General features: G+C 60.5%; 13 protein-coding genes and 1 pseudogene. 4 read left to right on the top strand and 10 right to left on the bottom strand.

The window, feature by feature from the left end:
* Nucleotides 1–879: pseudogene (locus ACIPLA_RS15175) on the top strand (OmpA family protein); the annotation flags it as partial.
* Nucleotides 880–1,049: 170 nt separating this feature from the next.
* On the opposite strand, the gene cobA reads toward ACIPLA_RS15175, so the two are convergent.
* The 8 genes from cobA to ACIPLA_RS15135 form a co-directional block, all read right to left on the bottom strand.
* On the bottom strand, nucleotides 1,050–1,817 hold the full coding sequence (gene cobA, locus ACIPLA_RS15170) for a uroporphyrinogen-III C-methyltransferase (protein ID WP_218394331.1): 768 nt from the start codon (nucleotides 1,815–1,817) through the stop codon (nucleotides 1,050–1,052).
* 10 nt (nucleotides 1,818–1,827) lie between these two features.
* Entirely contained in the window at nucleotides 1,828–4,545 is a 2,718-nt protein-coding gene (locus ACIPLA_RS15165; RefSeq protein WP_401173825.1) for a molybdopterin-dependent oxidoreductase, read from the bottom strand.
* Complete coding sequence (gene nirD / locus ACIPLA_RS15160) at nucleotides 4,545–4,862, bottom strand: nitrite reductase small subunit NirD (RefSeq protein ID WP_007902067.1); 318 nt, start codon at nucleotides 4,860–4,862, stop codon at nucleotides 4,545–4,547. Before nirD ends, ACIPLA_RS15165 begins: the two co-directional genes overlap by 1 nt.
* Complete coding sequence (gene nirB / locus ACIPLA_RS15155) at nucleotides 4,859–7,312, bottom strand: nitrite reductase large subunit NirB (RefSeq protein ID WP_401173822.1); 2,454 nt, start codon at nucleotides 7,310–7,312, stop codon at nucleotides 4,859–4,861. Before nirB ends, nirD begins: the two co-directional genes overlap by 4 nt.
* Nucleotides 7,313–7,716: 404 nt before the next feature.
* Nucleotides 7,717–9,387: a protein kinase gene (locus ACIPLA_RS15150; RefSeq protein ID WP_401173819.1), complete on the bottom strand. Its 1,671-nt coding sequence runs from the start codon at nucleotides 9,385–9,387 to the stop codon at nucleotides 7,717–7,719.
* A 7-nt stretch (nucleotides 9,388–9,394) separates the two neighbouring features.
* Nucleotides 9,395–10,606 (bottom strand): NarK/NasA family nitrate transporter, encoded by a 1,212-nt coding sequence (locus ACIPLA_RS15145; RefSeq protein WP_192342518.1) that lies wholly within the window; start codon nucleotides 10,604–10,606, stop codon nucleotides 9,395–9,397.
* Nucleotides 10,607–10,966: 360 nt separating this feature from the next.
* On the bottom strand, nucleotides 10,967–11,542 hold the full coding sequence (locus tag ACIPLA_RS15140; protein ID WP_008006986.1) for an ANTAR domain-containing response regulator: 576 nt from the start codon (nucleotides 11,540–11,542) through the stop codon (nucleotides 10,967–10,969).
* A 15-nt stretch (nucleotides 11,543–11,557) separates the two neighbouring features.
* Complete coding sequence (locus ACIPLA_RS15135; protein ID WP_192342519.1) at nucleotides 11,558–12,769, bottom strand: CmpA/NrtA family ABC transporter substrate-binding protein; 1,212 nt, start codon at nucleotides 12,767–12,769, stop codon at nucleotides 11,558–11,560.
* A 230-nt stretch (nucleotides 12,770–12,999) separates the two neighbouring features.
* Between ACIPLA_RS15135 and ACIPLA_RS15130 the strand changes: the two genes are divergently transcribed.
* Nucleotides 13,000–14,019, top strand: coding sequence for a quinone-dependent dihydroorotate dehydrogenase (locus ACIPLA_RS15130; protein WP_218394336.1), 1,020 nt, complete (start codon nucleotides 13,000–13,002; stop codon nucleotides 14,017–14,019).
* 246 nt (nucleotides 14,020–14,265) lie between these two features.
* Here the strand turns inward: ACIPLA_RS15130 and rmf are convergent, their stop codons facing one another.
* Complete coding sequence (gene rmf / locus ACIPLA_RS15125) at nucleotides 14,266–14,481, bottom strand: ribosome modulation factor (protein WP_003223300.1); 216 nt, start codon at nucleotides 14,479–14,481, stop codon at nucleotides 14,266–14,268.
* Between the two features lie 531 nt (nucleotides 14,482–15,012).
* Between rmf and rlmKL the strand changes: the two genes are divergently transcribed.
* Nucleotides 15,013–17,283: a bifunctional 23S rRNA (guanine(2069)-N(7))-methyltransferase RlmK/23S rRNA (guanine(2445)-N(2))-methyltransferase RlmL gene (rlmKL, locus tag ACIPLA_RS15120; protein WP_063343018.1), complete on the top strand. Its 2,271-nt coding sequence runs from the start codon at nucleotides 15,013–15,015 to the stop codon at nucleotides 17,281–17,283.
* 142 nt (nucleotides 17,284–17,425) lie between these two features.
* Complete coding sequence (locus tag ACIPLA_RS15115; protein ID WP_401173813.1) at nucleotides 17,426–19,816, top strand: diguanylate cyclase; 2,391 nt, start codon at nucleotides 17,426–17,428, stop codon at nucleotides 19,814–19,816.
* Nucleotides 19,817–19,953: 137 nt separating this feature from the next.
* On the opposite strand, the gene dacB is transcribed toward ACIPLA_RS15115, so the two are convergent.
* Nucleotides 19,954–21,414: a D-alanyl-D-alanine carboxypeptidase/D-alanyl-D-alanine-endopeptidase gene (gene dacB, locus ACIPLA_RS15110; protein ID WP_218394338.1), complete on the bottom strand. Its 1,461-nt coding sequence runs from the start codon at nucleotides 21,412–21,414 to the stop codon at nucleotides 19,954–19,956.
* Between the last annotated feature and the right edge of the window lie 184 nt (nucleotides 21,415–21,598).

Below are 21,598 nucleotides of genomic sequence, written 5' to 3'. Positions count from 1 at the left end.
CCTGTTCGGCGGTTCGATCGGTTACTTCCTGACCGACGACGTTGAACTGCGTCTGGCCTACGACGAAGTGCACAACGTGCGTTCCGACGACGGTCGTAACATCAAGGGCGCTAACACCGCTCTGGACGCCCTGTACCACTTCAACAACCCGGGCGACATGCTGCGTCCGTACGTATCGGCTGGCTTCTCCGACCAGAGCATCGGTCAGAACGGTTCCGGTGGTCGTAACGGTTCCACCTTCGCCAACGTTGGCGGCGGTGCCAAGCTGTACTTCACCGACAACTTCTACGCCCGTGCTGGCGTTGAAGCTCAATACAACATCGACCAGGGCGACACCGAGTTGGCTCCTAGCGTCGGTATCGGTGTGAACTTCGGTGGCGGCTCCAAGCCTGCTGCTGCTCCAGTTCCAGCACCAGCTGAAGTTTGCGCTGACAGCGACAACGATGGCGTTTGCGACAACGTTGACAAGTGCCCGGACACCCCAGCCAACGTAACTGTTGACGCTGATGGCTGCCCAGCAGTTGCTGAAGTTGTTCGTGTTGAGCTGGACGTGAAGTTCGACTTCGACAAGTCGGTAGTCAAGCCAACAGCTACGGCGACATCAAAAACCTGGCTGACTTCATGAAGCAGTACCCATCCACCACTACTACTGTTGAAGAACACACAGACACCGTCGGTCCAGACGCTTACAACCAGAAACTGTCCGAGCGTCGTGCAAACGCCGTTAAGCAAGTTCTGACCAACCAGTACGGTGTTGAATCGTCCCGCGTTCAGTCTGTTGGCTACGGCGAATCCCGCCCAGTTGCTGACAACAAAACTGACGCTGGTCGCGCTGTAAACCGTCGCGTAGAAGCGCAGGTTGAAGCTAGCGCTAAGTAATTAGCTCGCAGCTCTGGAAAAGCCCGGCTTAGGCCGGGCTTTTCTTTGTCTGCGATTTGGGTTGCAGCGTTGGTTTTGCGTTGTTTCTAAAAGATCGCAGCCTGCGGCAGCTCCAGGGATAAATGCCAAATCCATGTAGGAGCCGCCGCAGACTGCGATCTTTTTGATCTCTACAAAGATAAACACCGAGCCAATGCAGGAGCTGCCGCAGGTTGCGATCTTTTGATCTCATCGCAGGCCGCCACTGCACCGATCACCAGAATCGCCGGGCTTTTGAGCTGGAAGTCACTGGCATCGTCTTCCATGGCTGCCAAGTCGCTCCGACATTCCCGTTGGTGCGGCAGGGAAGCATTTTCGATCATCGCCACAGGCGTATCGGCAGCCATTCCGCCGGCCAGCAGTTGCTCACGAATTTCACTGAGTTTTGCCACGCCCATATAAATCACCAGTGTTGTGCCCCCTTGTGCCAGGGCCTGCCAGTTCAGGCTGCTGTCATCTTGAGTGTGCGCGGTGACCAGTGTCACGCCACGCGCGACGCCCCGCAGCGTCAGCGGAATATCGCATTGGGTCGCGCCGGCAAGGCCAGCGGTGATGCCATTGACCAGTTCAACCTCGACGCCACGCTCACGCAGCCACTGCGCTTCTTCACCGCCGCGCCCGAAGATGCACGGATCACCGCCCTTGAGCCGCACCACGCATTTGCCGTGGCGGGTATAACGCAACATCAGGCGATGAATAAAGGCTTGAGGCGTGGAGCGACAGCCACCGCGCTTACCCACAGGAATGATTCGCGCATTCGGGCAATGCTCCAGCACCGCCTCATTGACCAGATCGTCGATCAGCACCACGTCCGCTTCGCGCAACGCTCGAACCGCCTTGAGGGTCAGCAATTCAGGGTCGCCCGGACCCGCACCCACCAGCCAGACTTTTGCGCTCATAGTGTTTTCCTCACGAGATGACGGCGACTGGCTGCGCGGTGGCGGCCAGCAAACGCTTGATTTCCGGGACGCAGGAGCCGCATTGCGTGCCACAACCCAGTTCTTGTTTCAAACCCTGCAAATCCAGGCCACGACCAATGCCGGCACACACCGCGTTCTGGCTGACGTTCATGCAGTTGCACAGGGTTTTGGTGCCCGATGCCGGTCCGCCAGCGCTGCCCGGTGGCGCACTCAAAGGCGCCAGCAGCCAACGGCGTAGCTGTTCGTCGGCGCGACCTTCGAGCCACAGACTTTGCAGCCAGTGTTGGGCCAACGTTTCACCGGCCAGGCGAATCGCGGTGATCCGACCGTCCTCGATCCGTACCCGCTTGCCGATCGAGCGCCGAGGATCGTCGTAGGCCAATACCGGGCCGTCGTTGAGCCCCAGGCACTGATCGATATCACGCAACAACTGCGGGTCTGGCGCGGTGGCGCTGGCAGCGCGTATCAGCAGTGCAGGACGCTCACGGCCGGTCAGGCTGAGGCTTGCGTAGGAAAACGCCTCGCAGAGCGGTCGTAGCGTCTCCAAATGCTGTTGAACATCACCCTCTATCAGAGCGAAAAGCTGCCAGGGCAATTGCACAGGCTCGAGTCGCACACCGCTGTGTTTGAGTTCCGGTTGTTTCGACAATGGGTCGAAGGCGGGGAGGGTGAGGGTATTCACGCCGCCCTTGAGAAAGCGGTCGCCCCAATGCATCGGCAGAAATGCCTGGCCCGGACGTACGCTGTCATCGCTGCTGACTGGCAAGATCACCGAGCCCCGGCGACTTTTCAGATTGATCAGGTCGCCAGGTTGCAGGCGATGCCGACGCAGTTCATCCGGGTGCAGGCTCAACACGGCTTCGCTGACATGGCCGAATAGCTGCGCGGCGGTGCCGGTGCGGCTCATGCCGTGCCATTGATCGCGCAGCCGGCCGGTGATCAGGGTCAGGGGGAAGCGCGCATCGCGTTGCTCCTTGGCGGCGCGATACGGGTCGGTGATGAACTGTGCACGCCCGCTGGCGGTCGGGAAAACTCCGTCGAGATACAGCCGCGCCGTGCCTTCGCGGGCCCCGGCGGGGAAGGGCCATTGCTGCGGGCCGAGCTGGTCGATCAGCGCATGGCTGATTCCGGAGAGGTCGAGGTCGCGGCCGCGAGTCAGGTGTTTGTATTCGTCGAAGACCTGCGCCGGGGTTTCAAAGGCAAACAGGCTGGTGGCTCCAGGGCGCAGATGTTTTTCCAGGCGCTGTGCGAAATCCACGGTGATCGACCAGTCGGGCCGTGCTTCACCGGGTGCGCCGATGGCCTGACGGACGTGGGAAATGCGCCGTTCGGAGTTGGTGACCGTGCCGTCCTTTTCACCCCAACTGGCGGCGGGCAACAGCAGGTCGGCGAACGCGGCGGTTTCGGTGGTGCGAAAGGCTTCCTGCAACACCACGAACGGACAGGCTTGCAGTGCCTCGCGCACAGCGGTCTGGTCCGGCAGCGACTGTGCAGGGTTAGTGCAGGCGATCCACAGGGCTTTGATCTTGCCGCTGCGCATCTGCTCGAACAGCTCGATGGCCGTCAGGCCGGTGTTCGCGGGCAGTTGATCAACGCCCCAGTAGTCGGCTACTTGTGCGCGGTGGTCGGCGTTGGCCGCTTCGCGATGGCCTGGCAGCAGGTTCGACAAACTGCCGGTTTCCCGGCCGCCCATGGCATTTGGCTGACCAGTCAGCGAGAAAGGTCCTGCACCGGGCCGGCCGATTTGTCCCGTGGCCAGGTGCAGGTTGATCAACGCGCTGTTCTTCGCGCTGCCGGCAGTGGACTGATTCAGCCCCATGCACCACAGCGACAGAAAGCTCGGTGAAGTGCCGACCCATTGCGCGCATTGCTGCAGTTGCTCGACGCTGATGCCACAGAGTTGCGACACCATTGTCGGGGTGTAATCGCGCACCAGGTTTTTCAGTTCGGCCAGGCCTTCGGTGTGGGCCTTGATGAAATCGCGGTCGACCCAGTCTTCCCACAGCAACAGGTGCAAAATCCCATGGAACAGGGCGACATCGGTGCCGGGCAGAATCGCCAGGTGCAGGTCAGCCAAATCGCAGGTGTCGGTGCGCCGTGGGTCGATGACGATGACTTTCATCTGTGGGCGGCGGGATTTGGCTTCTTCCAGGCGACGAAACAGTACCGGGTGGGCGTAGGCCATGTTGCTGCCGACGATCATCACGCAGTCGCTCAGTTCCAGGTCTTCGTAGTTGCAGGGCGGAGCATCGGCGCCGAGGCTGCGCTTGTAGCCGACCACCGCTGAAGACATGCACAGCCGTGAATTACTGTCGATGTTGTTGGTGCCCACCAGCGCCCGCGCCAGTTTGTTGAAGGCGTAGTAATCCTCGGTCAGCAACTGCCCGGAGATATAGAACGCAACGCTGTCCGGGCCATGCTCGGCGATGGTTTCGGCGAAGACGCTGGCGGCGTGATCGAGCGCCGTGTCCCAGTCGGTGCGGCTGCGGGCCAGGCCTTTGCCCAGGCGCAGTTCCGGGTACAACGCCCGTGCCGTCAGGTCGCCAGTCAGGTGCAGGGTCGAACCTTTACTGCACAATTTGCCGAAGTTGGCCGGGTGCGCCGGATCGCCGCTGACGCCGAGGATGCGCTCGCTGTCGTGCTCGATCAGCACGCCGCAGCCGACCCCGCAGTAGCAGCAAGTGGAGGCAGTGATTTGACGGTCCATCAGCTTGCTTCCCGTAGCGCCAGCAACACCCGGCCGTTCTCGACCCGTGCCGAGTGATGGTGGGCGCAGCCGATATCCGGGGCCTGGGCCTCGCCGGTTTCCAGATCGATCTGCCAGTTGTGCAACGGGCAGGCCACCCGTTTGCCGTATATCAAACCCTGGGACAGTGGCCCACCCTTGTGCGGGCAGCGGTCGTCGAGGGCGAAAACCTCATCGTCGCTCGTACGAAAAATCGCGATGTCGCCTTTCGGGCCCGCGATGATCCGCGAGCCAAGGGTATTGATCTCTTCCAGTGCGCAGATATCCAGCCAGTTCATACCGACACCTCCAGGTTCTTCACGGGAATGACCTCGAATTCTTTTTTCAGCAGCGGTTGTTCGAGGCGTTCCTTCCAAGGGTCCTGTTCGAACGACAGGGAAAATTGCAGGCGATCGTTCAGTGCCTTGCGCCGTTCCGGGTCTTCCAGCACGGCTTTCTTGATGTGTTCCATGCCGACCCGTTGTAGGTAATGCACGGTGCGTTCGAGGTAGAAGGCTTCTTCGCGATATAGCTGCAGGAAAGCGCCGTTGTATTCGCGCACTTCTTCGGCGGTTTTCAGTTTGACGAAGAACTCCGCGACTTCGGTTTTGATCCCGCCGTTGCCACCGATGTACATCTCCCAGCCGGAATCCACGCCGATAATTCCGACGTCTTTGATCCCCGCTTCCGAGCAGTTGCGTGGGCAACCGGAGACGGCCAGTTTCACTTTGTGCGGCGACCACATGTTGAACAGGTCGTGCTCGAGCTCGATGCCCAATTGCGTGGAGTTCTGGGTGCCAAAGCGGCAGAACTCACTGCCGACGCAGGTTTTCACGGTGCGGATGGATTTGCCGTAGGCGTGGCCGGACGGCATGTCCAGGTCTTTCCAGACGCCCGGCAAGTCCTGCTTTTTGATCCCCAGCAAGTCGATACGCTGGCCGCCGGTGACCTTGACCATCGGCACGTTGTACTTGTCGGCCACGTCGGCAATGCGCCGCAGCTCTGAAGGATTGGTCACACCGCCCCACATCCGCGGGACTACAGAGTAAGTGCCGTCTTTCTGAATGTTGGCGTGGGCGCGTTCGTTGATCAGGCGCGATTGTGGATCGTCCTTGGCTTCGCCCGGCCAAGTGGAAATCAGGTAGTAGTTGAGCGCCGGACGGCACGTGGCGCAACCGTTCGGGGTGCGCCAGTTCAAGTAGCTCATGGTGCCGGCGATGGTCAGCAGGTGCTGGTCGCGGATGGCCTGGCGGATTTGCCCGTGGTTGAGGTCACTGCAACCGCAGATGGCTTTCTCGCTTTTCGGCTTGACGTCTGCCGCGCCGCCCACGGTGTTGATCAGTATCTGTTCGACGAGGCCCGCGCAGGAACCGCAGGAGCTGGCGGCCTTGGTGTGTTTCTTCACATCATCGACGCTGAATAGCCCGTGTTCCTGAATGGCTTTGACGATGGTGCCTTTGCACACGCCATTGCAGCCGCAGACTTCGGCGGTGTCGGCCATGCTCATGGCTTTGTCCTGGCCCTGGTGTCCTACATCACCTAAAGCGTTTTCTCCAAACATAAGGTGATCGCGGATCTCGCCGATGCCATGGTTCTCACGGATCTGCCGGAAATACCAGCCGCCATCAGCCGTATCGCCGTACAGACAAGCCCCGACCAGCACGTCATCCTTGATCACCAGTTTCTTGTAGACCCCGCCGATCGGGTCGGAGAGGGTGATGGTCTCGGTGCCTTCGCCGCCCATGAAGTCGCCGGCGGAAAACAGGTCGATGCCGGTGACTTTCAATTTGGTCGACGTCACCGAACCCTTGTAGGTGGCGAAACCCAGTTGGGCGAGGTGGTTGGCGCACACCTTAGCCTGTTCGAACAGTGGCGCGACCAGGCCATAGGCGATGCCACGGTGGCTGGCGCATTCGCCGATGGCGTAGACCCGAGGGTCGTAGGTTTGCAGGGTGTCGTTGACCAGAATCCCGCGGCTGCAAGGGATGCCGGATTTTTCCGCGAGCTCGGTGTTGGGACGAATACCGGCGGCCATCACCACCAGGTCGGCAGGGATGATGTCGCCGTTCTTGAACTCAACCGAGCCAACCCGGCCATTGCCGGCGTCGTGCAGGGCCTGGGTCTGTTCGCACAGACGGAAATGCAGGCCTCGGGCTTCCAGGGCGGTTTGCAGGAGTTGGCCGCTGGTTTTGTCCAGTTGCCGTTCCAGCAGCCATTCGCCGATGTGCACCACGGTGACGTGCATGCCGCGCAGCATCAGGCCGTTGGCGGCTTCAAGACCCAGCAGGCCACCGCCGATGACCACGGCATGCTTGTGGGTCTTGGCGGTGTCGATCATCGCCTGGGTGTCGGCAATGTCGCGGTAGCCGATCACGCCCTGCAAGGTATTACCGGGGATCGGCAGGATGAACGGGGTCGAACCGGTGGCAATCAGCAGGCGGTCGTATTCGGCCTCGGTGCCGTCTTCGGCGATGACCCGGCGTTTGACCCGGTCGATCTCCACCACTTTACGGTTGAGCAGCAGCTTGATGTTGTTTTCCAGGTACCAGTCCAGATCGTTGAGTACGATCTCTTCGAACGTCTGTTCGCCGGCCAGTACGGGCGACAGCAGGATGCGGTTGTAGTTGGTATGGGGTTCGGCGCCGAAGACCGTGATGTCGTACAGCTCATTACTCAGCTTGAGCAGTTCTTCCAGGGTACGTACCCCGGCCATGCCGTTGCCGATCATCACCAGTTTTAGTTTTTTCATCAGGTTCTCCGGGGAGCTCGGGCCTGCCTCATCAGGGCATTCAGGCCTTGCTCGACAAAATTTTGCGCAAACAAAAAAAGGCGTCCCGCTAGTTAACTAGCGAGGACGCCTTTGTCCTTGTCCCGTTCTCTCGGGCAGCGCAGCCTTCTACGTTGAAGGCCGGGCTTTATGTATGTTGGGAAAGGTAATGCAGTGGTTGTGCCAAGTCGCACAAATGCCGAATTTATGGGCTCTCAGCACGGGAGGAGGGTGTTTGTGTGCACCGGTTCAATGCGCCATGCCCGGTTTTGAAGCAGAAAAGATCAAAAGATCGCAGGCTTCGCCAGCTCCTACAGGAGATCGTGGGCACCCGTAGGCGCTGGCGCAGGCTGCGATCTTTTGATCTTTTGGGTGAAGTGAAAAACTCAACCATGAAACAGCAAAAACAGCAGCACCAGATTCACCAGCAACGACGCCAGCGCCAACGTCCGCCAGACTTTCAGCGGTTCGCGCTCCAGCAACGGTCTGGGGCGCACGCTCAAACTGCGGCGTTCTCCCTGTTCCAGTAGCAACAACCATTCTTCCGCCGTTTCAAAGCGCTGATCCGGAGCTGCCGCCACCGCGCGCTCCAGACTTTGCGCAATCCATTCCGGCAGGTCGGGCCGGTAGCGACTGGCGCTGACAGGCACACCAAACCGAGGGCGCTGGAATGCTTCGATTTCGCCGTAGGGATAATGCCCGGTCAGCAGGTAATACAAGGTCACGCCCACCGCATACAAATCCTGTTGTGGTGTAGGAGGATCACCTCGAAAGGCTTCCGGCGCGATATAGCTGGGCGTTCCGGGCAGGGCGCAGGCTTGATCTTCGGACAGCCCGGGGCAGTAGGCGAGGCCGAAATCCAGCAAGCGCAGCTCACCGTCGTCCCCCAGCAGCAGGTTCTCCGGTTTGATATCGCGATGCAGAATTTGCCGTCGATGCAGTATGCCGACGGCTCGCAGCAGGCGTTCGGCCAGATCCAGCCATTGAGCCAATGGCAGCGTAGCGACACGCTCATGCAGCTCTGCCAAGGTAGACCCGGAATATTCACGCATCACGTAGTACAAATGCTGACGCTGACTGGCGGCATGGACTTCAGGAAAATGCCGCCCGGCCACACGTTTGAGAAACCATTCCTCTGACAACAACGCCTGCCCGGCCTGGTGATCGTCGCGGAGCGCACTGGGCAAGGTTTTCAGCAGCCAGGGCTGTTGTTGTGCGTCGCGCACCCGGTAGAGCAGCGATTGCTGGCTTTGGCCGAGGATTCCTTCGACTTGCCAGCCTTCGAAAGTCTGGCCCGGTTTCAGCGCAGGCGGGAGTGGCCATTGCTGCAGATGAATCAGTGCGTCGCCAATGCTGGTTTCACCGAGGGCATCGACCCGCACCAACAGGGCGCTGGCGTTGTCCTGACTGCCGGCCAGATGTGCAGCGTTGACCAGGGTCTGCGCGGCACTGTTCAGGTCGGGTTGATCGCGCAGAATCGCGGCAATGGCCGTGTCGCCCAGCACGGCCCAGATGCCGTCGCTGAGCAGCACGAAACTCTCGTTCAGGCGCAGTTCACCATCGAGAAAGTCCAGCACCAGGTGTTGATCCAGCCCAAGGGCACGTTTGAGCACATGCTGCATGCCCGGCTGGTCCCAGACGTGATCCTCACTCACCCGTTGCAGTGTGTCGGCGTGCCAGCGATAAACCCGGCAATCACCCACATGAGCCAGAGTGAAACGCCTGCCGCGCATCACCAAGGCACTGACGGTAGTCAGCAGCGGTTGCCCGCCGCCGTTCGCCTGCAACCAGCGGTTTTGCGCCAGTAGCAGACGGTCCAATGCCTGGGCGACGCCCCAGGTTTCCGGGGTGGCGTAGTAGTCCAGCGCCAAGGCCTGCAAGGTCGAACGGGCTGCGAGCCCGCCATCGGCACATTGGCTGACACCGTCGGCGATGGCGAACAGGTAACCCTTGCTTGCCGCCAGCGCCGGGGCCGGAGTGACCAGGCGCACAGCGTCCTGGTTCTCCTCGCGGGGGCCGATGGCGCTGTGTTCGGCGAAGCTCAGTTGCAGGCTCATTCAGTCCTCACACCCGTGCTGCGGTAACGGCTGCCGAACCCCAAGTGGTTCTCCAGCGACGTTTCACACCATGCAGACCAAACCAGGCGAGTACGCCGAGGCTGGCGAACAACCACAAGGCCATTTGATAGCTGCCGGTGCTTTGCTTGATCGCGCCCATGCCGGCGGCCAGTGCGAAGCCACCGATACCGCCGGCCATGCCGATCAGCCCGGTCATCACACCGATCTCCCGACGAAAACGCTGCGGGACCAACTGGAATACGGCACCGTTGCCTGCACCCAAACCGAGCATAGTGCACACGAAAAGCGCCAACGCGGCGTAGGAACTCGGCAGATTGAAACCTACCGTTGCAATGCAGATCGCTGCCACGGTGTACATCGCCAGCAAGGTGCGAATCCCGCCGAAGCGATCCGCCAGCGCGCCGCCCAATGGACGCATCAGGCTGCCACCGAACACACAAGCAGCAGTGTAGTAGCCGGCAGTCACCGGGCTCAGGCCGTACTGGTCGTTGAAGTAGCCGGGCAGGGCGCTGGCCAGGCCGATGAAACCGCCAAAGGTCACGCTGTAGAAAAACATGAACCACCAGCTGTCGCGATCACCCAGGGCCTTGAAATAGTCTGACACGGACTTGGGTTTCGGGCGCTCCGGTGCATTTTTGGCCAGCCAGGCGAAGACGATCAGGGTCAGGACCAACGGGATCAGGGCGAAGCCGAACACGTTGCTCCAGCCAAATGCAGCGGCCAGTACCGGGGCGATCAAGGCAGCGAGGACGGTGCCCGAGTTACCGGCACCGGCGATGCCCATGGCTTTGCCTTGGTGCTGGGGCGGATACCATTGCGAGGCCAATGGCAGGGCGACGGCGAATGACGCACCTGCCACGCCAAGGAACAGGCCTAGCAACAACGCTTGTTCGTAACTGTGGATGCCGACTTTCCAGGCGACGAACAGGGCGCAGATGACGATCACCTGGCCGATCAACCCGGCGATTTTTGGCGACAAACGATCAGCCAGCAGGCCCATCAAAAAGCGCAATATGGCCCCGGCCAGAATCGGCGTGGCCACCACCAGCCCGCGTTGTTGGGTGGTCAGGTGCAGATCAGCGGCGATCTGCACTGCCAAAGGGCCGAGCAGGTACCAGACCATGAAGCTCAGATCGAAATAGAGGAAGGCTGCGAACAGTGTCGGGGTATGGCCGGATTTCCAGAAGCTTGAATTCATCGCGCACCTCAGCTGTCAGGCGTATCAAGAAGGAGTCATGAGCTTGCAGGTGGGGCGCCGCAACGGCCGCACCACCAGCCCCGGTCTCTGGGGCCAAAACGGAAAAACGCCGCTACCCGATCCGCCAGGGGGCGAATGAGGTGAGCGACGTCTTCGTCGTAGGTGGGGCAACCGCCGTTGGTTACCTTGCAGGGATTACCTAGCGAGATCTGTGCCAACAAGGGAGACCGAGTCGCGGCCATTCGCGAGCAAGCCCGCTCCCACAGGGGAATTGTGTCGTTCACGACATTGAAGTTCGACACGAATCAAATGTGGGAGCGGGCTTGCTCGCGAAGGCGATCGATCATTCACAGCAGGGCTTCAGCCAAGCAACTCACTCATGGCAATGATCTGCTCCGCCACCTGTATCAGCTTCTGCTGGCGGCTCATGGCCTGGCGGCGCATCAGGGTGTAGGCCTCTTCTTCGTTGCAGTCCTTCATCTTCATCAACAGCCCCTTGGCCAGCTCGATGCGCTTGCGCTCGGCCAGTTGCTGGTCGCGAGCGTGCAGTTGCGCGCGCAGGGCCTGGTCGCTTTCAAAGCGCGCCATGGCCACGTCGAGAATCGGCTGCAAGCGTTGTGCGTGAATGCCTTCGACGATGTAGGCACTGACGCCGGACTTGATCGCCCGGCGCATCACGTCGGGGTCGTGCTCGTCGGTGAACATCACAATCGGACGTGGTTGGTCACGGGTCACCAGCACCACTTGCTCCATCACATCGCGGCTCGGTGACTCGGTATCGATCAAAATCACGTCCGGACGCACCGTTTCGACGCGCGCGGGCAGGTCAATGGTCAGGCCGGACTCGTCGATGACCTCGAACCCGGCCTCGGTCAGAGCCGCCTTCAGGCGCCCGACTTTTTTCGCAGTGTCATTGATCAGCAGGATACGCAACATATTCGTAGGCTCCTGTCAGCGGCTGGCGAGAAGGGGAGCGCTGTCGCTCATGGCGTGCAGCGTGAAGCTGCGGGCATAGCCGGCCGGGTCCGAGCCGTCCCAGACTTTGCCGTCGATCAGTTGACTGCTGCGCATTTCCTGACTCCGGGCGGGCACACCGACAGCGGTGGCGGCCTCACGGTATAAGTCTAGTTGTTGGACCTGACGGGCCACGCCTAGGTAATCCGGGTCGTCACGCAACAAACCCCAGCGACGGAACTGGGTCATGAACCACATACCGTCGGACAAATACGGAAAATTGACCTCGCCACCACCGTGAAAACGCATGGCGTGCGGGTCTTGCCAGCGATTGCCCAGACCGTCGGCGTAGTCACCGAGCAAGCGTGGTTCGATGCAGTCGAGCGGTGCATCCAGATACTCAGGCGCACTCAACAGTTGCGCGGTGCTGCGGCGATTTTCATGGCTGGCTTCGATGAATCGGCTGGCTTCGAGGATCGCCATCACCAATGCCCGTGCGGTGTTGGGGTATTGCTCGACAAAGGTGCGGGTGCAGCCGAGGACTTTTTCCGGGTGATCGGGCCACAGGGTCTGGCTGGTGGCCATGGTAAACCCGAGATTCTGCTGCACCGCACTGGCCGCCCACGGCTCGCCGACGCAGAAACCGTCGATGCGCCCGGCTTGCAGGTGCGCGACCATTTGCGGCGGCGGCACCACCACACTGTCGACATCCTGCAACGGATGAATGCCCTGACTCGCGAGCCAGTAATACAGCCACATGGCGTGGGTGCCCGTGGGAAAAGTCTGAGCGAAGGTCAGTTTTGGGCGACTTTGGTGCACGTGCCGGTCCAGTGCTTCAGGACTGGTCACGCCCAGGGCCTGCAAGCCGTGGGAAAGGTTGATGCTTTGGCCGTTCTGGTTCAGGCCCATCAGCACGGCCATGTCGGTGGAGGCTACGCCGCCGATCCCCAGGTGCACGGCGTAGATCAGGCCGTACAGGCTGTGGGCGGCGTCGAGTTCGCCGCTGACCAGTTTGTCCCGCAGGTTGGCCCAGGACGATTGGCGCTTGAGGTTCAGGGTCAGGCCGTAGGGTTGGGCAAAGCCCTGAGTGGCGGCGACCACCACTGAGGCGCAGTCGCTCAGGGCCATGAAGCCGAGGTTGATTTCAGTCTTTTCCGGGGCATCGCTGCCGTTGACCCAGGCCAGTGGGCCGGCTGATGGTTCGTTCATCGATTTCGCACCTTCCAAAAAAAAGCGTCGTCCCAAGGCCTGTGCGTGGGCAAAGCCGGGTGACGACGCCATTGTCCTTCCACTCATCCCGCCGTTGGCATGAGTGCTGATGCCTGTGATTGGTGCAAGGCATATGCCATCGCTGGCTGATTTTGTTGCGCGTCTCGCCTGTGGACCCGATGCACGGCTATAATCGCCGCCTCTCATCGCCAACCGAGTCAAGCCTGCCCATGTACACCCTGGCCCGTCAGCTGTTGTTCAAACTTTCCCCGGAAACCTCCCACGATCTGTCCCTGGACCTGATCGGCGCGGGCGGGCGTTTGGGCCTTAACGGCTTGCTGTGCAAGGCACCGGCTAAATTGCCGGTAACGGTCATGGGCCTGGAGTTCCCGAACCCGGTGGGTTTGGCGGCCGGTCTGGACAAGAACGGCGCGGCGATCGATGGATTTGCCCAATTGGGTTTCGGTTTCGTCGAAATCGGCACCATCACGCCGCGTCCGCAACCGGGTAATCCTAAACCACGGATTTTCCGCTTGCCGGACGCCGAGGCGATCATCAACCGCATGGGCTTCAACAACCTCGGCGTCGATCACTTGCTCGCTCGCGTGGCGGCGGCCAAATACAAGGGCGTGCTGGGCATCAACATCGGCAAAAATTTCGATACGCCGGTTGAACGTGCGGTCGATGACTACCTGATCTGCCTGGACAAGGTCTATGCCCACGCCAGCTACGTGACGGTCAACGTCAGTTCGCCGAACACCCCGGGCCTGCGCAGCCTGCAATTCGGTGATTCGCTCAAGCAATTGCTCGCCGACCTGGCCACCCGCCGGGCGGAACTGGCCCTGCGTCACGGCAAGCATGTTCCGTTGGCGATCAAGATCGCGCCGGACATGACTGATGAAGAAACCGTTCAAGTCGCCCAAGCGTTGATCGAAACCGGGATGGACGCGGTGATTGCCACCAACACCACCCTGAGCCGCGTTGGCGTCGAAGGCATGGAGCATGGTGACGAGGCGGGCGGGTTGTCCGGCGCACCGGTTCGCGACAAGAGCACGCACACCGTTAAAGTGCTGGCGGCGGAACTGGCCGGTCGTCTGCCGATCATCGCCGTGGGCGGCATCACCGAAGGCAAGCACGCGGCTGAGAAAATTGCCGCGGGTGCGAGTTTGGTGCAGCTCTATTCCGGCTTCATCTACAAAGGCCCGGCGCTGATTCGTGAATCGGTGGATGCCATAGCGGCCCTGCGCTGAACCTTGTGGGAGCGGGCTTGCTCGCGAAAGCGTTGGGTCAGTCAACATCATCTTGAATGTTAAATCGCTTTCGCGAGCAAGCCCGCTCCCACAGGTAATGTGTTTGCAGCTCGAGATTGAGTTTCTGGCAGGCATAAAAAAGGGCTCCTCGAAGGAGCCCCTGGGCCGAAGCCCGCCGTCCGGATGGGACGTGCGTGGTTAAGTCATTACGTAATCAGATTGTCGTGTCGGAGTGTGTGCCCTGTATTAGCCGACGGCGTGAAGTTCGTTGAGTCTGTGGATTCCCGCAGTGCCGGTCATACCGTCCCAGTTGTCGCCGCGTCCTTCGCGCCAGCCATTGATCCAGGCTTGGCGTACCGACGGTAGAGTAAATGGGCAAAGCTCACGGGATTTACCACCAACGCCATATTGATATCCGCGCAAAAATGCTCTTTCCAACGGATCACGCTTAAGTCTTCTCATAGGGTGTTTCCCTCACTTGTTGACTGTATTTATCGCGTCGACCTCAATCGAGGTCAGGCAGAAAAATTCTGCCGTTGGCGGCTCGCTGCCGGCGTCGCGAGCCAAGGTGTTGACGCCGTTGCGACGTCAACCTGAGTTGAGTTCTAACCAATGCGTCACACCGAGGGAATGATCGTTTTGTCATAAGAACGTAACCATAAAGATGGTATGGCCATAAGTAACACGATGTTTGTCCCGTGTTTATTGGCCAAACCCCGGTATGATCGGCCCTGCGCGGGATGAGAGGGATGAGGCCTTTAACGAGAATGACACCCGTTCACTTGGGGACTATTCGACGAAGGGTCGACTTATGACATTTTGTTGCATCAACTTTTTTATCTGCCCTGGCATCTAAGCTCTTTTAACCCGAGCAGTCAGGGTGGGGACGGCACACCTTCGTGCCACGCGGGCGCTCTGTTAGAAAAGCGCCTGATTGAAAACCGGATCGGCAATGCGTTGCCGGTTCACTTAGCTAAAGGCTCTGGAATTACCATGTCCGATCGTTTCGAACTCTTCCTCACTTGCCCCAAAGGCCTTGAAGGCCTGCTCATCGAGGAAGCCGTCGGGCTTGGCCTTGAGGAAGCACGTGAGCACACCTCGGCTGTGCGCGGCATGGCCACCATGGAAACCGCCTATCGCCTGTGCCTGTGGTCGCGTCTGGCGAATCGGGTGCTGCTGGTGCTCAAGCGCTTCCCGATGAAAGACGCCGAAGACCTCTACCACGGTGTGCTGGATATCGAGTGGCAAGACCACATGCTCAACGATGGCACCCTGGCCGTCGAATTCAGCGGTCACGGTTCGGGCATCGATAACACGCACTTCGGCGCTTTGAAGGTCAAGGATGCGATCGTCGATAAACTGCGCACTCCCCAAGGCGATCGTCCGTCCATCGACAAGCTCAACCCGGACCTGCGCATTCACTTGCGCCTGGACCGTGGCGAAGCGATTTTGTCTCTCGACCTTTCCGGCCATAGCTTGCACCAGCGTGGTTACCGCTTGCAGCAGGGCGCTGCGCCGCTGAAGGAAAACCTCGCGGCGGCGATTCTGATCCGTTCCGGCTGGCCACGGATTGCCGCCGATGGTGGCGCACTGGCTGACCCGATGTGCGGTGTCGGTACGTTCCTGGTCGAAGCCGCGATGATCGCCGCCGACATGGCGCCGAACCTGCGTCGTGAGCAGTGGGGTTTCACCGCCTGGCTCGGTCACGTGCCGGCGCTGTGGAAAAAGCTCCACGAAGAAGCCACCGAACGCGCCGCAGCCGGTCTGGCCAAGCCACCGCTGTGGATTCGCGGTTACGAAGCTGACCCACGCCTGATTCAACCGGGCCGCAATAACGTCGAACGTGCCGGCCTGAGTGAGTGGATCAAAATCTACCAGGGCGAAGTCGCGACGTTCGAGCCGCGCCCGGACCAGAACCAGAAAGGCCTGGTGATCTGCAACCCTCCGTACGGCGAGCGTCTGGGCGATGAGGCGAGCCTGCTCTACCTCTACCAGAACCTCGGCGAACGTCTGCGTCAGGCCTGCTTGAACTGGGAAGCGGCGGTGTTCACCGGCGCCCCGGACCTGGGCAAGCGCATGGGCATCCGCAGCCACAAACAGTATTCGTTCTGGAACGGCGCCCTGCCGTGCAAATTGCTGCTGATCAAGGTCACGCCGGACCAGTTTGTCACCGGCGAGCGTCGCACTCCGGAACAGCGCCAGATCGAGCGCGAACAGGCCGAATCCGACGCTCCATCGAACATCGAAGCGCCGGGCAAGTACGAGAAGTACAACAAGAACGGCAACCCGATCAAGCCGGCCCCGGTGGTGATCGAGCAACCGCGCTTGAGCGAAGGCGGGCAAATGTTTGCCAACCGTCTGCAAAAAAACCTCAAGGCCCTCGGTAAGTGGGTCAAGCGTGAAGGTATCGACTGCTACCGCGTCTACGATGCCGACATGCCGGAATATTCCATGGCCATCGACCTGTATCACGACTGGGTCCACGTTCAGGAATACGCTGCACCGAAATCCATCGATCCGGAAAAAGCCTCGGCACGGATGTTCGATGCCCTGGCGGCGATCCCGCAGGCGCTGAACATCGACAAGAACCGCGTGGTGGTCAAACGTCGCGAGCGTCAGAGCGGCACCAAGCAGTACGAACGCCAGAGCGCACAGGGCAAGTTCAATGAGGTCAACGAAGGCGGCGTGAAGCTGCTGGTGAACCTCACTGACTACCTCGACACCGGGCTGTTCCTCGACCACCGGCCGATGCGCATGCGAATCCAGAAAGAGGCGGCCGGCAAGCGCTTCCTCAACCTGTATTGCTATACAGCGACCGCCAGCGTTCATGCAGCCAAGGGCGGTGCGCGCAGCACCACCAGCGTCGATCTGTCGAAAACCTATCTGGATTGGGCGCGGCGCAACCTGTCGCTGAACGGTTTTTCCGACAAGAACCGTCTGGAACAGGGCGATGTGATGGTCTGGCTCGATGCCTGCCGTGACGAATACGACCTGATCTTCATCGACCCGCCGACCTTCTCCAACTCCAAGCGCATGGAAGGGATCTTCGACGTGCAGCGTGATCAGGTGCAGTTGATCGACTTGGCGATGGCACGTCTGGCGCCGGGCGGGGTGTTGTACTTCTCCAACAACTTCCGCAAGTTCCAGCTCGAGGAAAACCTCACCGAGCGTTATGCCGTTGAAGAAATCACCGCCCAGACCATCGATCCGGATTTCGCCCGTAATGGCAAGATCCACCGTGCGTGGAAGATCACTGCTCGCTGACACTTGAGCCTGATTGGATCCAGAGCCTTGATTTTTAAAGGCTCTTGGGTTCTTTCAGTGCTGGTCAAATTAGTGGCTAATAGCTATAACTCAATGCATGGCCAATGGGCTTTTCCGGCACCTGGCGTTTTGAGTTGTATCTATGTCGCTGCACGCCGTGCGCCCCAAGATCCTGGGTTTTATCCGCGAAGATGTTTCGGCCTGGCTGGTCGCACTGTTGGCATTGCTTGTCGGCGGGATTCTCACGGGATTGCTGGCCTGGGCGACGTTCAATCAATTTCATCAGCAATTGCGGCAACGTTTCCAGCTGCTCGCCAGTGAACGTTACAGCCGTATCGAAGAACGTTTCGAAGATCAGGAGCAGCGCCTTGACGGCCTGCGTCGGTTCTTCGTCAATTCCGAATCGGTGTCCCGCGAGGAATTCGACGGTTATGCCAAACCTCTTTTGCGTCGCACCCAGGCTTACTCCTGGGCCCCTCGGGTTTCCCGCACTGAACGACCGCTACTTGAACGCGCGGTGAGCGCAGAGGGATTGAGCGATTTCACCTTTCGCGAACTCAACGCCGATGGTCAGTTGCAACCAGCCGGCTTGCGAGATGAGTACGTGCCCGTGCTCTACACCCAAACCCAAAGCCGACTGCCCACGCCGCTGGGTTACGACCTGCTGGCCCAGCCCCTGCGCCGTTCGACCCTGGAACGCGCCGATCGCAATGGCCGCATGGCCGTGTCGCAACCGTTGCATCTGGTAGGCATCGAGCCCGCCTATTCGCGGGGCGTGTTGCTAGTGGCTCCGGTCATCCATCAGAACATCCCCAATGCTGCGCCCGCCGGCTATGTCATGGCGGTGATCAGCATGCGTCAGTTGTTGGCGGACGGGCTGCCGGAAGAGAATCATGACTCTCTCTCGGTGCGTATCCTCGACTTGTCCACCGATGATCAGCATGAAGTGTTGTATGAGTCGACCAACACGGCGGGGGCCAGTGACTTGTCCTCCACACGTTTGCTACGTCTGGCCGACCATGACTATCAAGTGGATATGCGTCCCAGCGCCGCGTTCCTGAAAGCCAACCATTCCTCAGTGGCCAGCCTGGTGGTACTCGGCGGTTTGCTCAGCCTGCTGCTCAGTGTGTTTCTCTATGTGTTGGTCAGCCAGCGCCAGCGAGCGCTGAAAATGGTGGAGCAGCGGACCCAGGAACTTCACGACCGTGAGCAAGAGTTGCGCGGCACCCATGGCCAGTTGCGCGGTGTGCTGGATGCCGCGACTCAGGTGGCGATTATCGCCACCGACTTGCGTGGGGTGATTAGCACCTTCAATGCCGGTGCAGAGCAAATGCTCGGTTACACCAGTGCTCAGGTCGTAGGCCATATGACCCTGGAAAGCCTGCACCTGCCCCGGGAACTCGAAGCACGCTCGGCCGAGTTGAGCGCGCGCTATGGCAAGCCCATCCCGGCGTGTCAGGCGATGCTGGTCGAAGGCGGGGAAGAGGGCGGTCACGAAGCCCGTGAGTGGACGCTGGTGCGCCACGACGGCAGTCACTTGACGGTGAACATGCTGGCGACCCCGGTACTCGACGAGCAAGGCTTGTGGGTCGGGCACCTGGCGATTTGTATCGACATCACCGAGCGCAAGCGCGTCCACGAAGCCCTGGCGGCACGTGACCTGTTGTTGAAGAAACTCAGCGCCCATGTGCCCGGCGGGATCTACCAGTTCAAGATGGAATTCGATGGGCGCTTCAGCGTGATCTACGCCAGCGACGGTATGCGCGATATCTACGAACTCGAGCCGGACGTGCTGTTGCTCAACGCCGAAGCGGTGTTCGCGCGGATTCATCCTCAGGACGCGCGTCGGGTCCGCGCTTCGATCCTGGCCTCGGCGGACACCCTCAGCCCTTGGCGTGAAGAGTACCGCGTGCAATTGCCCCAGCGTGGTCTGCGCTGGGTCCGCGGTGAAGCGACTCCTGAAGAACTGCCCGGTGGCGGTGTGCTATGGCATGGTTTCATCTCGGACATTTCCGACCTCAAGCGCGTGGAGGAGGAGTTGCGCGCACTGTCAGTGACCGACTCCCTGACCGGGATCCATAACCGTCGCTACTTCCAGGAGCGCCTGACCACCGAAATGGCGCGGGTCGAGCGCGGCGGTGGCGAGTTGTCGGTGATCATGCTCGACATCGATCACTTCAAGCGCATCAATGATCAGCACGGTCATGCCGTGGGTGATCGGGTATTGCAGGCCGTGTGCGAGCGCATTGGCGGTCGCCTGCGGTGCACTGATGTGTTTTGTCGCCTGGGCGGCGAAGAGTTCATGGTGCTCTGTCCGGATATCAACGGCGAACAGGCCCACGTGCTGGCCGTGGAGTTGTGGCAAGGGTTGCGCAGTGCGCCGATCGACGAGGTCGGGATCGTCACCGCGAGTTTCGGGATTGCCAGTTGGCGGGCCGGAGAGGGCGCGGATGCGCTGCTGTTGCGGGCGGACTCAGGGGTATATGCGGCGAAGCAGGCGGGAAGGGATCGGGTTGAGGGGCAGATGAGCTAGGACAGCATGCGGACCCTGTGGGAGCGGGCTTGCTCGCGAATGCGGTGTATCAGTCGACATTAATGCTGAATGACACACCGCATTCGCGAGCAAGCCCGCTCCCACATTTTTTGATCTCCAGTGTCTGGACGATCGGGTTACAACACCGAAGCCGTTTCCGGCAGTTTCGGCTGGCGATACAGGTCCAGCAGCACCTGATCCAGCACCGAGGAGGCGCCAAATGGTGCCTTGTCGTTGAGGATCGCCACCACCGCCCAGGTATTGCCATTGATGTCGCGGCTGTAGCCGGAGATGGCGCGCACGGTGTTCAGGGTGCCGGTCTTGACGTGGGCTTCACCGCGCATCGCGGTGGTCTTCAGGCGTTTGCGCATGGTGCCGTCGGTGCCGGCAATGGGCATCGAGCTGATGAACTCGGCGGAATACGGGCTGCGCCAGGCGGCTTGCAGCATCGCGGCCATTTCACGGGCACTCACTCGCTCGGCGCGGGACAGGCCGGAGCCGTTCTCCATCACCAGGTGCGGCGCAGTGATGCCTTTTCTCGCCAGCCACTGACGCACCACGCGCTGGGCTGCCTTGGCGTCGTCACCGTCGGCATCCGTGCGGAACTTCTGGCCCAGGCTCAGGAACAACTGCTGAGCCATGGTGTTGTTACTGTATTTGTTGATGTCGCGAATGATTTCCGCCAGGTCTGGCGAGTAGGCCCGGGCCAGCACCTTGGCGTTGCTCGGCGTCGGTGCCAGACGATCCTGGCCCTGGATGCTGCCGCCCAGTTCCTTCCAGATCGCCCGCACAGCGCCAGCGGTGTAGGTCGCGTGATCAAGCAGCGACAGGTAGGTCTGGGAGCTGCAGCCTTCGCCCAACTGGCCGCCAACGGTCACGGTGACGCTGCCATCAGCCTGAGGCACCGGGTTGTAACGCACGCCACCGGTGCATTGCTTGGAGTTGAGCGCCTTGACCTGATTGTCGATGCGGATGCTGGCAATCGGCGGCTCGACCGACACCAGGACCTTGCCCGAGTCGTTGCGGGCCACGAAGCGCAGGGCCTTGAGGTTGACCAGCAGCGCGTCGGGTTTGACCAGGAACGGTTTGTTCTCGTCGTTGCCGTCGTCGTTGAATTCAGGCAGTTGTGGTTGCACGAAGAAGCCGCGGTCCAGCACCAGGTCGCCGGTGACCTGGGTCACGCCGTTGGCGCGCAAATCGCGCATCAGCAACCAGAGTTTTTCCATGTTGAGCTTCGGATCGCCGCCACCCTTGAGGTAGAGGTTGCCGTTGAGGATGCCGCCGCTGAGGGTGCCGTCGGTGTAGAACTCGGTTTTCCACTGGTGGTTCGGGCCGAGCATTTCCAGCGCGGCGTACGTGGTCACCAGCTTCATGGTCGAGGCCGGGTTGACCGAAACATCAGCGTTATGAATGGTTGCGGTGCCCGGGCCGTTGAGCGGGATCATTACCAGCGACAGGGCACTGTCTTGCAGTTTGCTGGCCTTGAGGGCCTTTTCGACGTTGGGCGACAGGGCGGTGTTGATCGAGGCGGCGGAAACGGGGAGGGCCAGGGGCAGAAGAAGGCTGGCCAGCAGCAATGGACGCAAAGATTTGATCATTTGAAATAAAACCCTACAGCCGAGGGGAAAAAAGACGAGGGCATGGAGATAAATTCCCTCAGCGGTCATGAAAGTGTCGGCATTATGCCCCAAGGTGCAACAGCTTGTGCCGTACCCCGGTCGTCTAATCCGCTATTTTTTTACCGACGGTAGGTGTAGCGGCATTCTGGGACGGGCAATCGGC

It is taken from the genome of Pseudomonas sp. NPDC086112, from assembly GCF_044746425.1.
Classification (GTDB): Bacteria; Pseudomonadota; Gammaproteobacteria; order Pseudomonadales; family Pseudomonadaceae; genus Aquipseudomonas.
The sequence above is the reverse complement of the archived record's forward strand: the minus strand, read 5'-3'. Positions and strand labels throughout refer to the sequence as shown.

Excerpts from the sequence above, each read along its gene's own strand:
- dacB (WP_218394338.1), bottom strand. The coding sequence starts at position 21,414 with ATGATCAAATCTTTGCGTCCATTGCTGCTGGCCAGCCTTCTTCTGCCC.
- ACIPLA_RS15145 (WP_192342518.1), bottom strand. The coding sequence starts at position 10,606 with ATGAATTCAAGCTTCTGGAAATCCGGCCATACCCCGACACTGTTCGCA.
- rmf (WP_003223300.1), bottom strand. The coding sequence starts at position 14,481 with ATGAGAAGACTTAAGCGTGATCCGTTGGAAAGAGCATTTTTGCGCGGA.
- ACIPLA_RS15150 (WP_401173819.1), bottom strand. The coding sequence starts at position 9,387 with ATGAGCCTGCAACTGAGCTTCGCCGAACACAGCGCCATCGGCCCCCGC.
- ACIPLA_RS15115 (WP_401173813.1), top strand. The coding sequence starts at position 17,426 with ATGTCGCTGCACGCCGTGCGCCCCAAGATCCTGGGTTTTATCCGCGAA.
- nirD (WP_007902067.1), bottom strand. The coding sequence starts at position 4,862 with ATGAACTGGCTGGATATCTGCGCACTGGAAGAGATCAATACCCTTGGC.
- ACIPLA_RS15165 (WP_401173825.1), bottom strand. The coding sequence starts at position 4,545 with ATGGACCGTCAAATCACTGCCTCCACTTGCTGCTACTGCGGGGTCGGC.
- ACIPLA_RS15135 (WP_192342519.1), bottom strand. The coding sequence starts at position 12,769 with ATGAACGAACCATCAGCCGGCCCACTGGCCTGGGTCAACGGCAGCGAT.
- ACIPLA_RS15140 (WP_008006986.1), bottom strand. The coding sequence starts at position 11,542 with ATGTTGCGTATCCTGCTGATCAATGACACTGCGAAAAAAGTCGGGCGC.
- ACIPLA_RS15130 (WP_218394336.1), top strand. The coding sequence starts at position 13,000 with ATGTACACCCTGGCCCGTCAGCTGTTGTTCAAACTTTCCCCGGAAACC.
- nirB (WP_401173822.1), bottom strand. The coding sequence starts at position 7,312 with ATGAAAAAACTAAAACTGGTGATGATCGGCAACGGCATGGCCGGGGTA.
- rlmKL (WP_063343018.1), top strand. The coding sequence starts at position 15,013 with ATGTCCGATCGTTTCGAACTCTTCCTCACTTGCCCCAAAGGCCTTGAA.
- cobA (WP_218394331.1), bottom strand. The coding sequence starts at position 1,817 with ATGAGCGCAAAAGTCTGGCTGGTGGGTGCGGGTCCGGGCGACCCTGAA.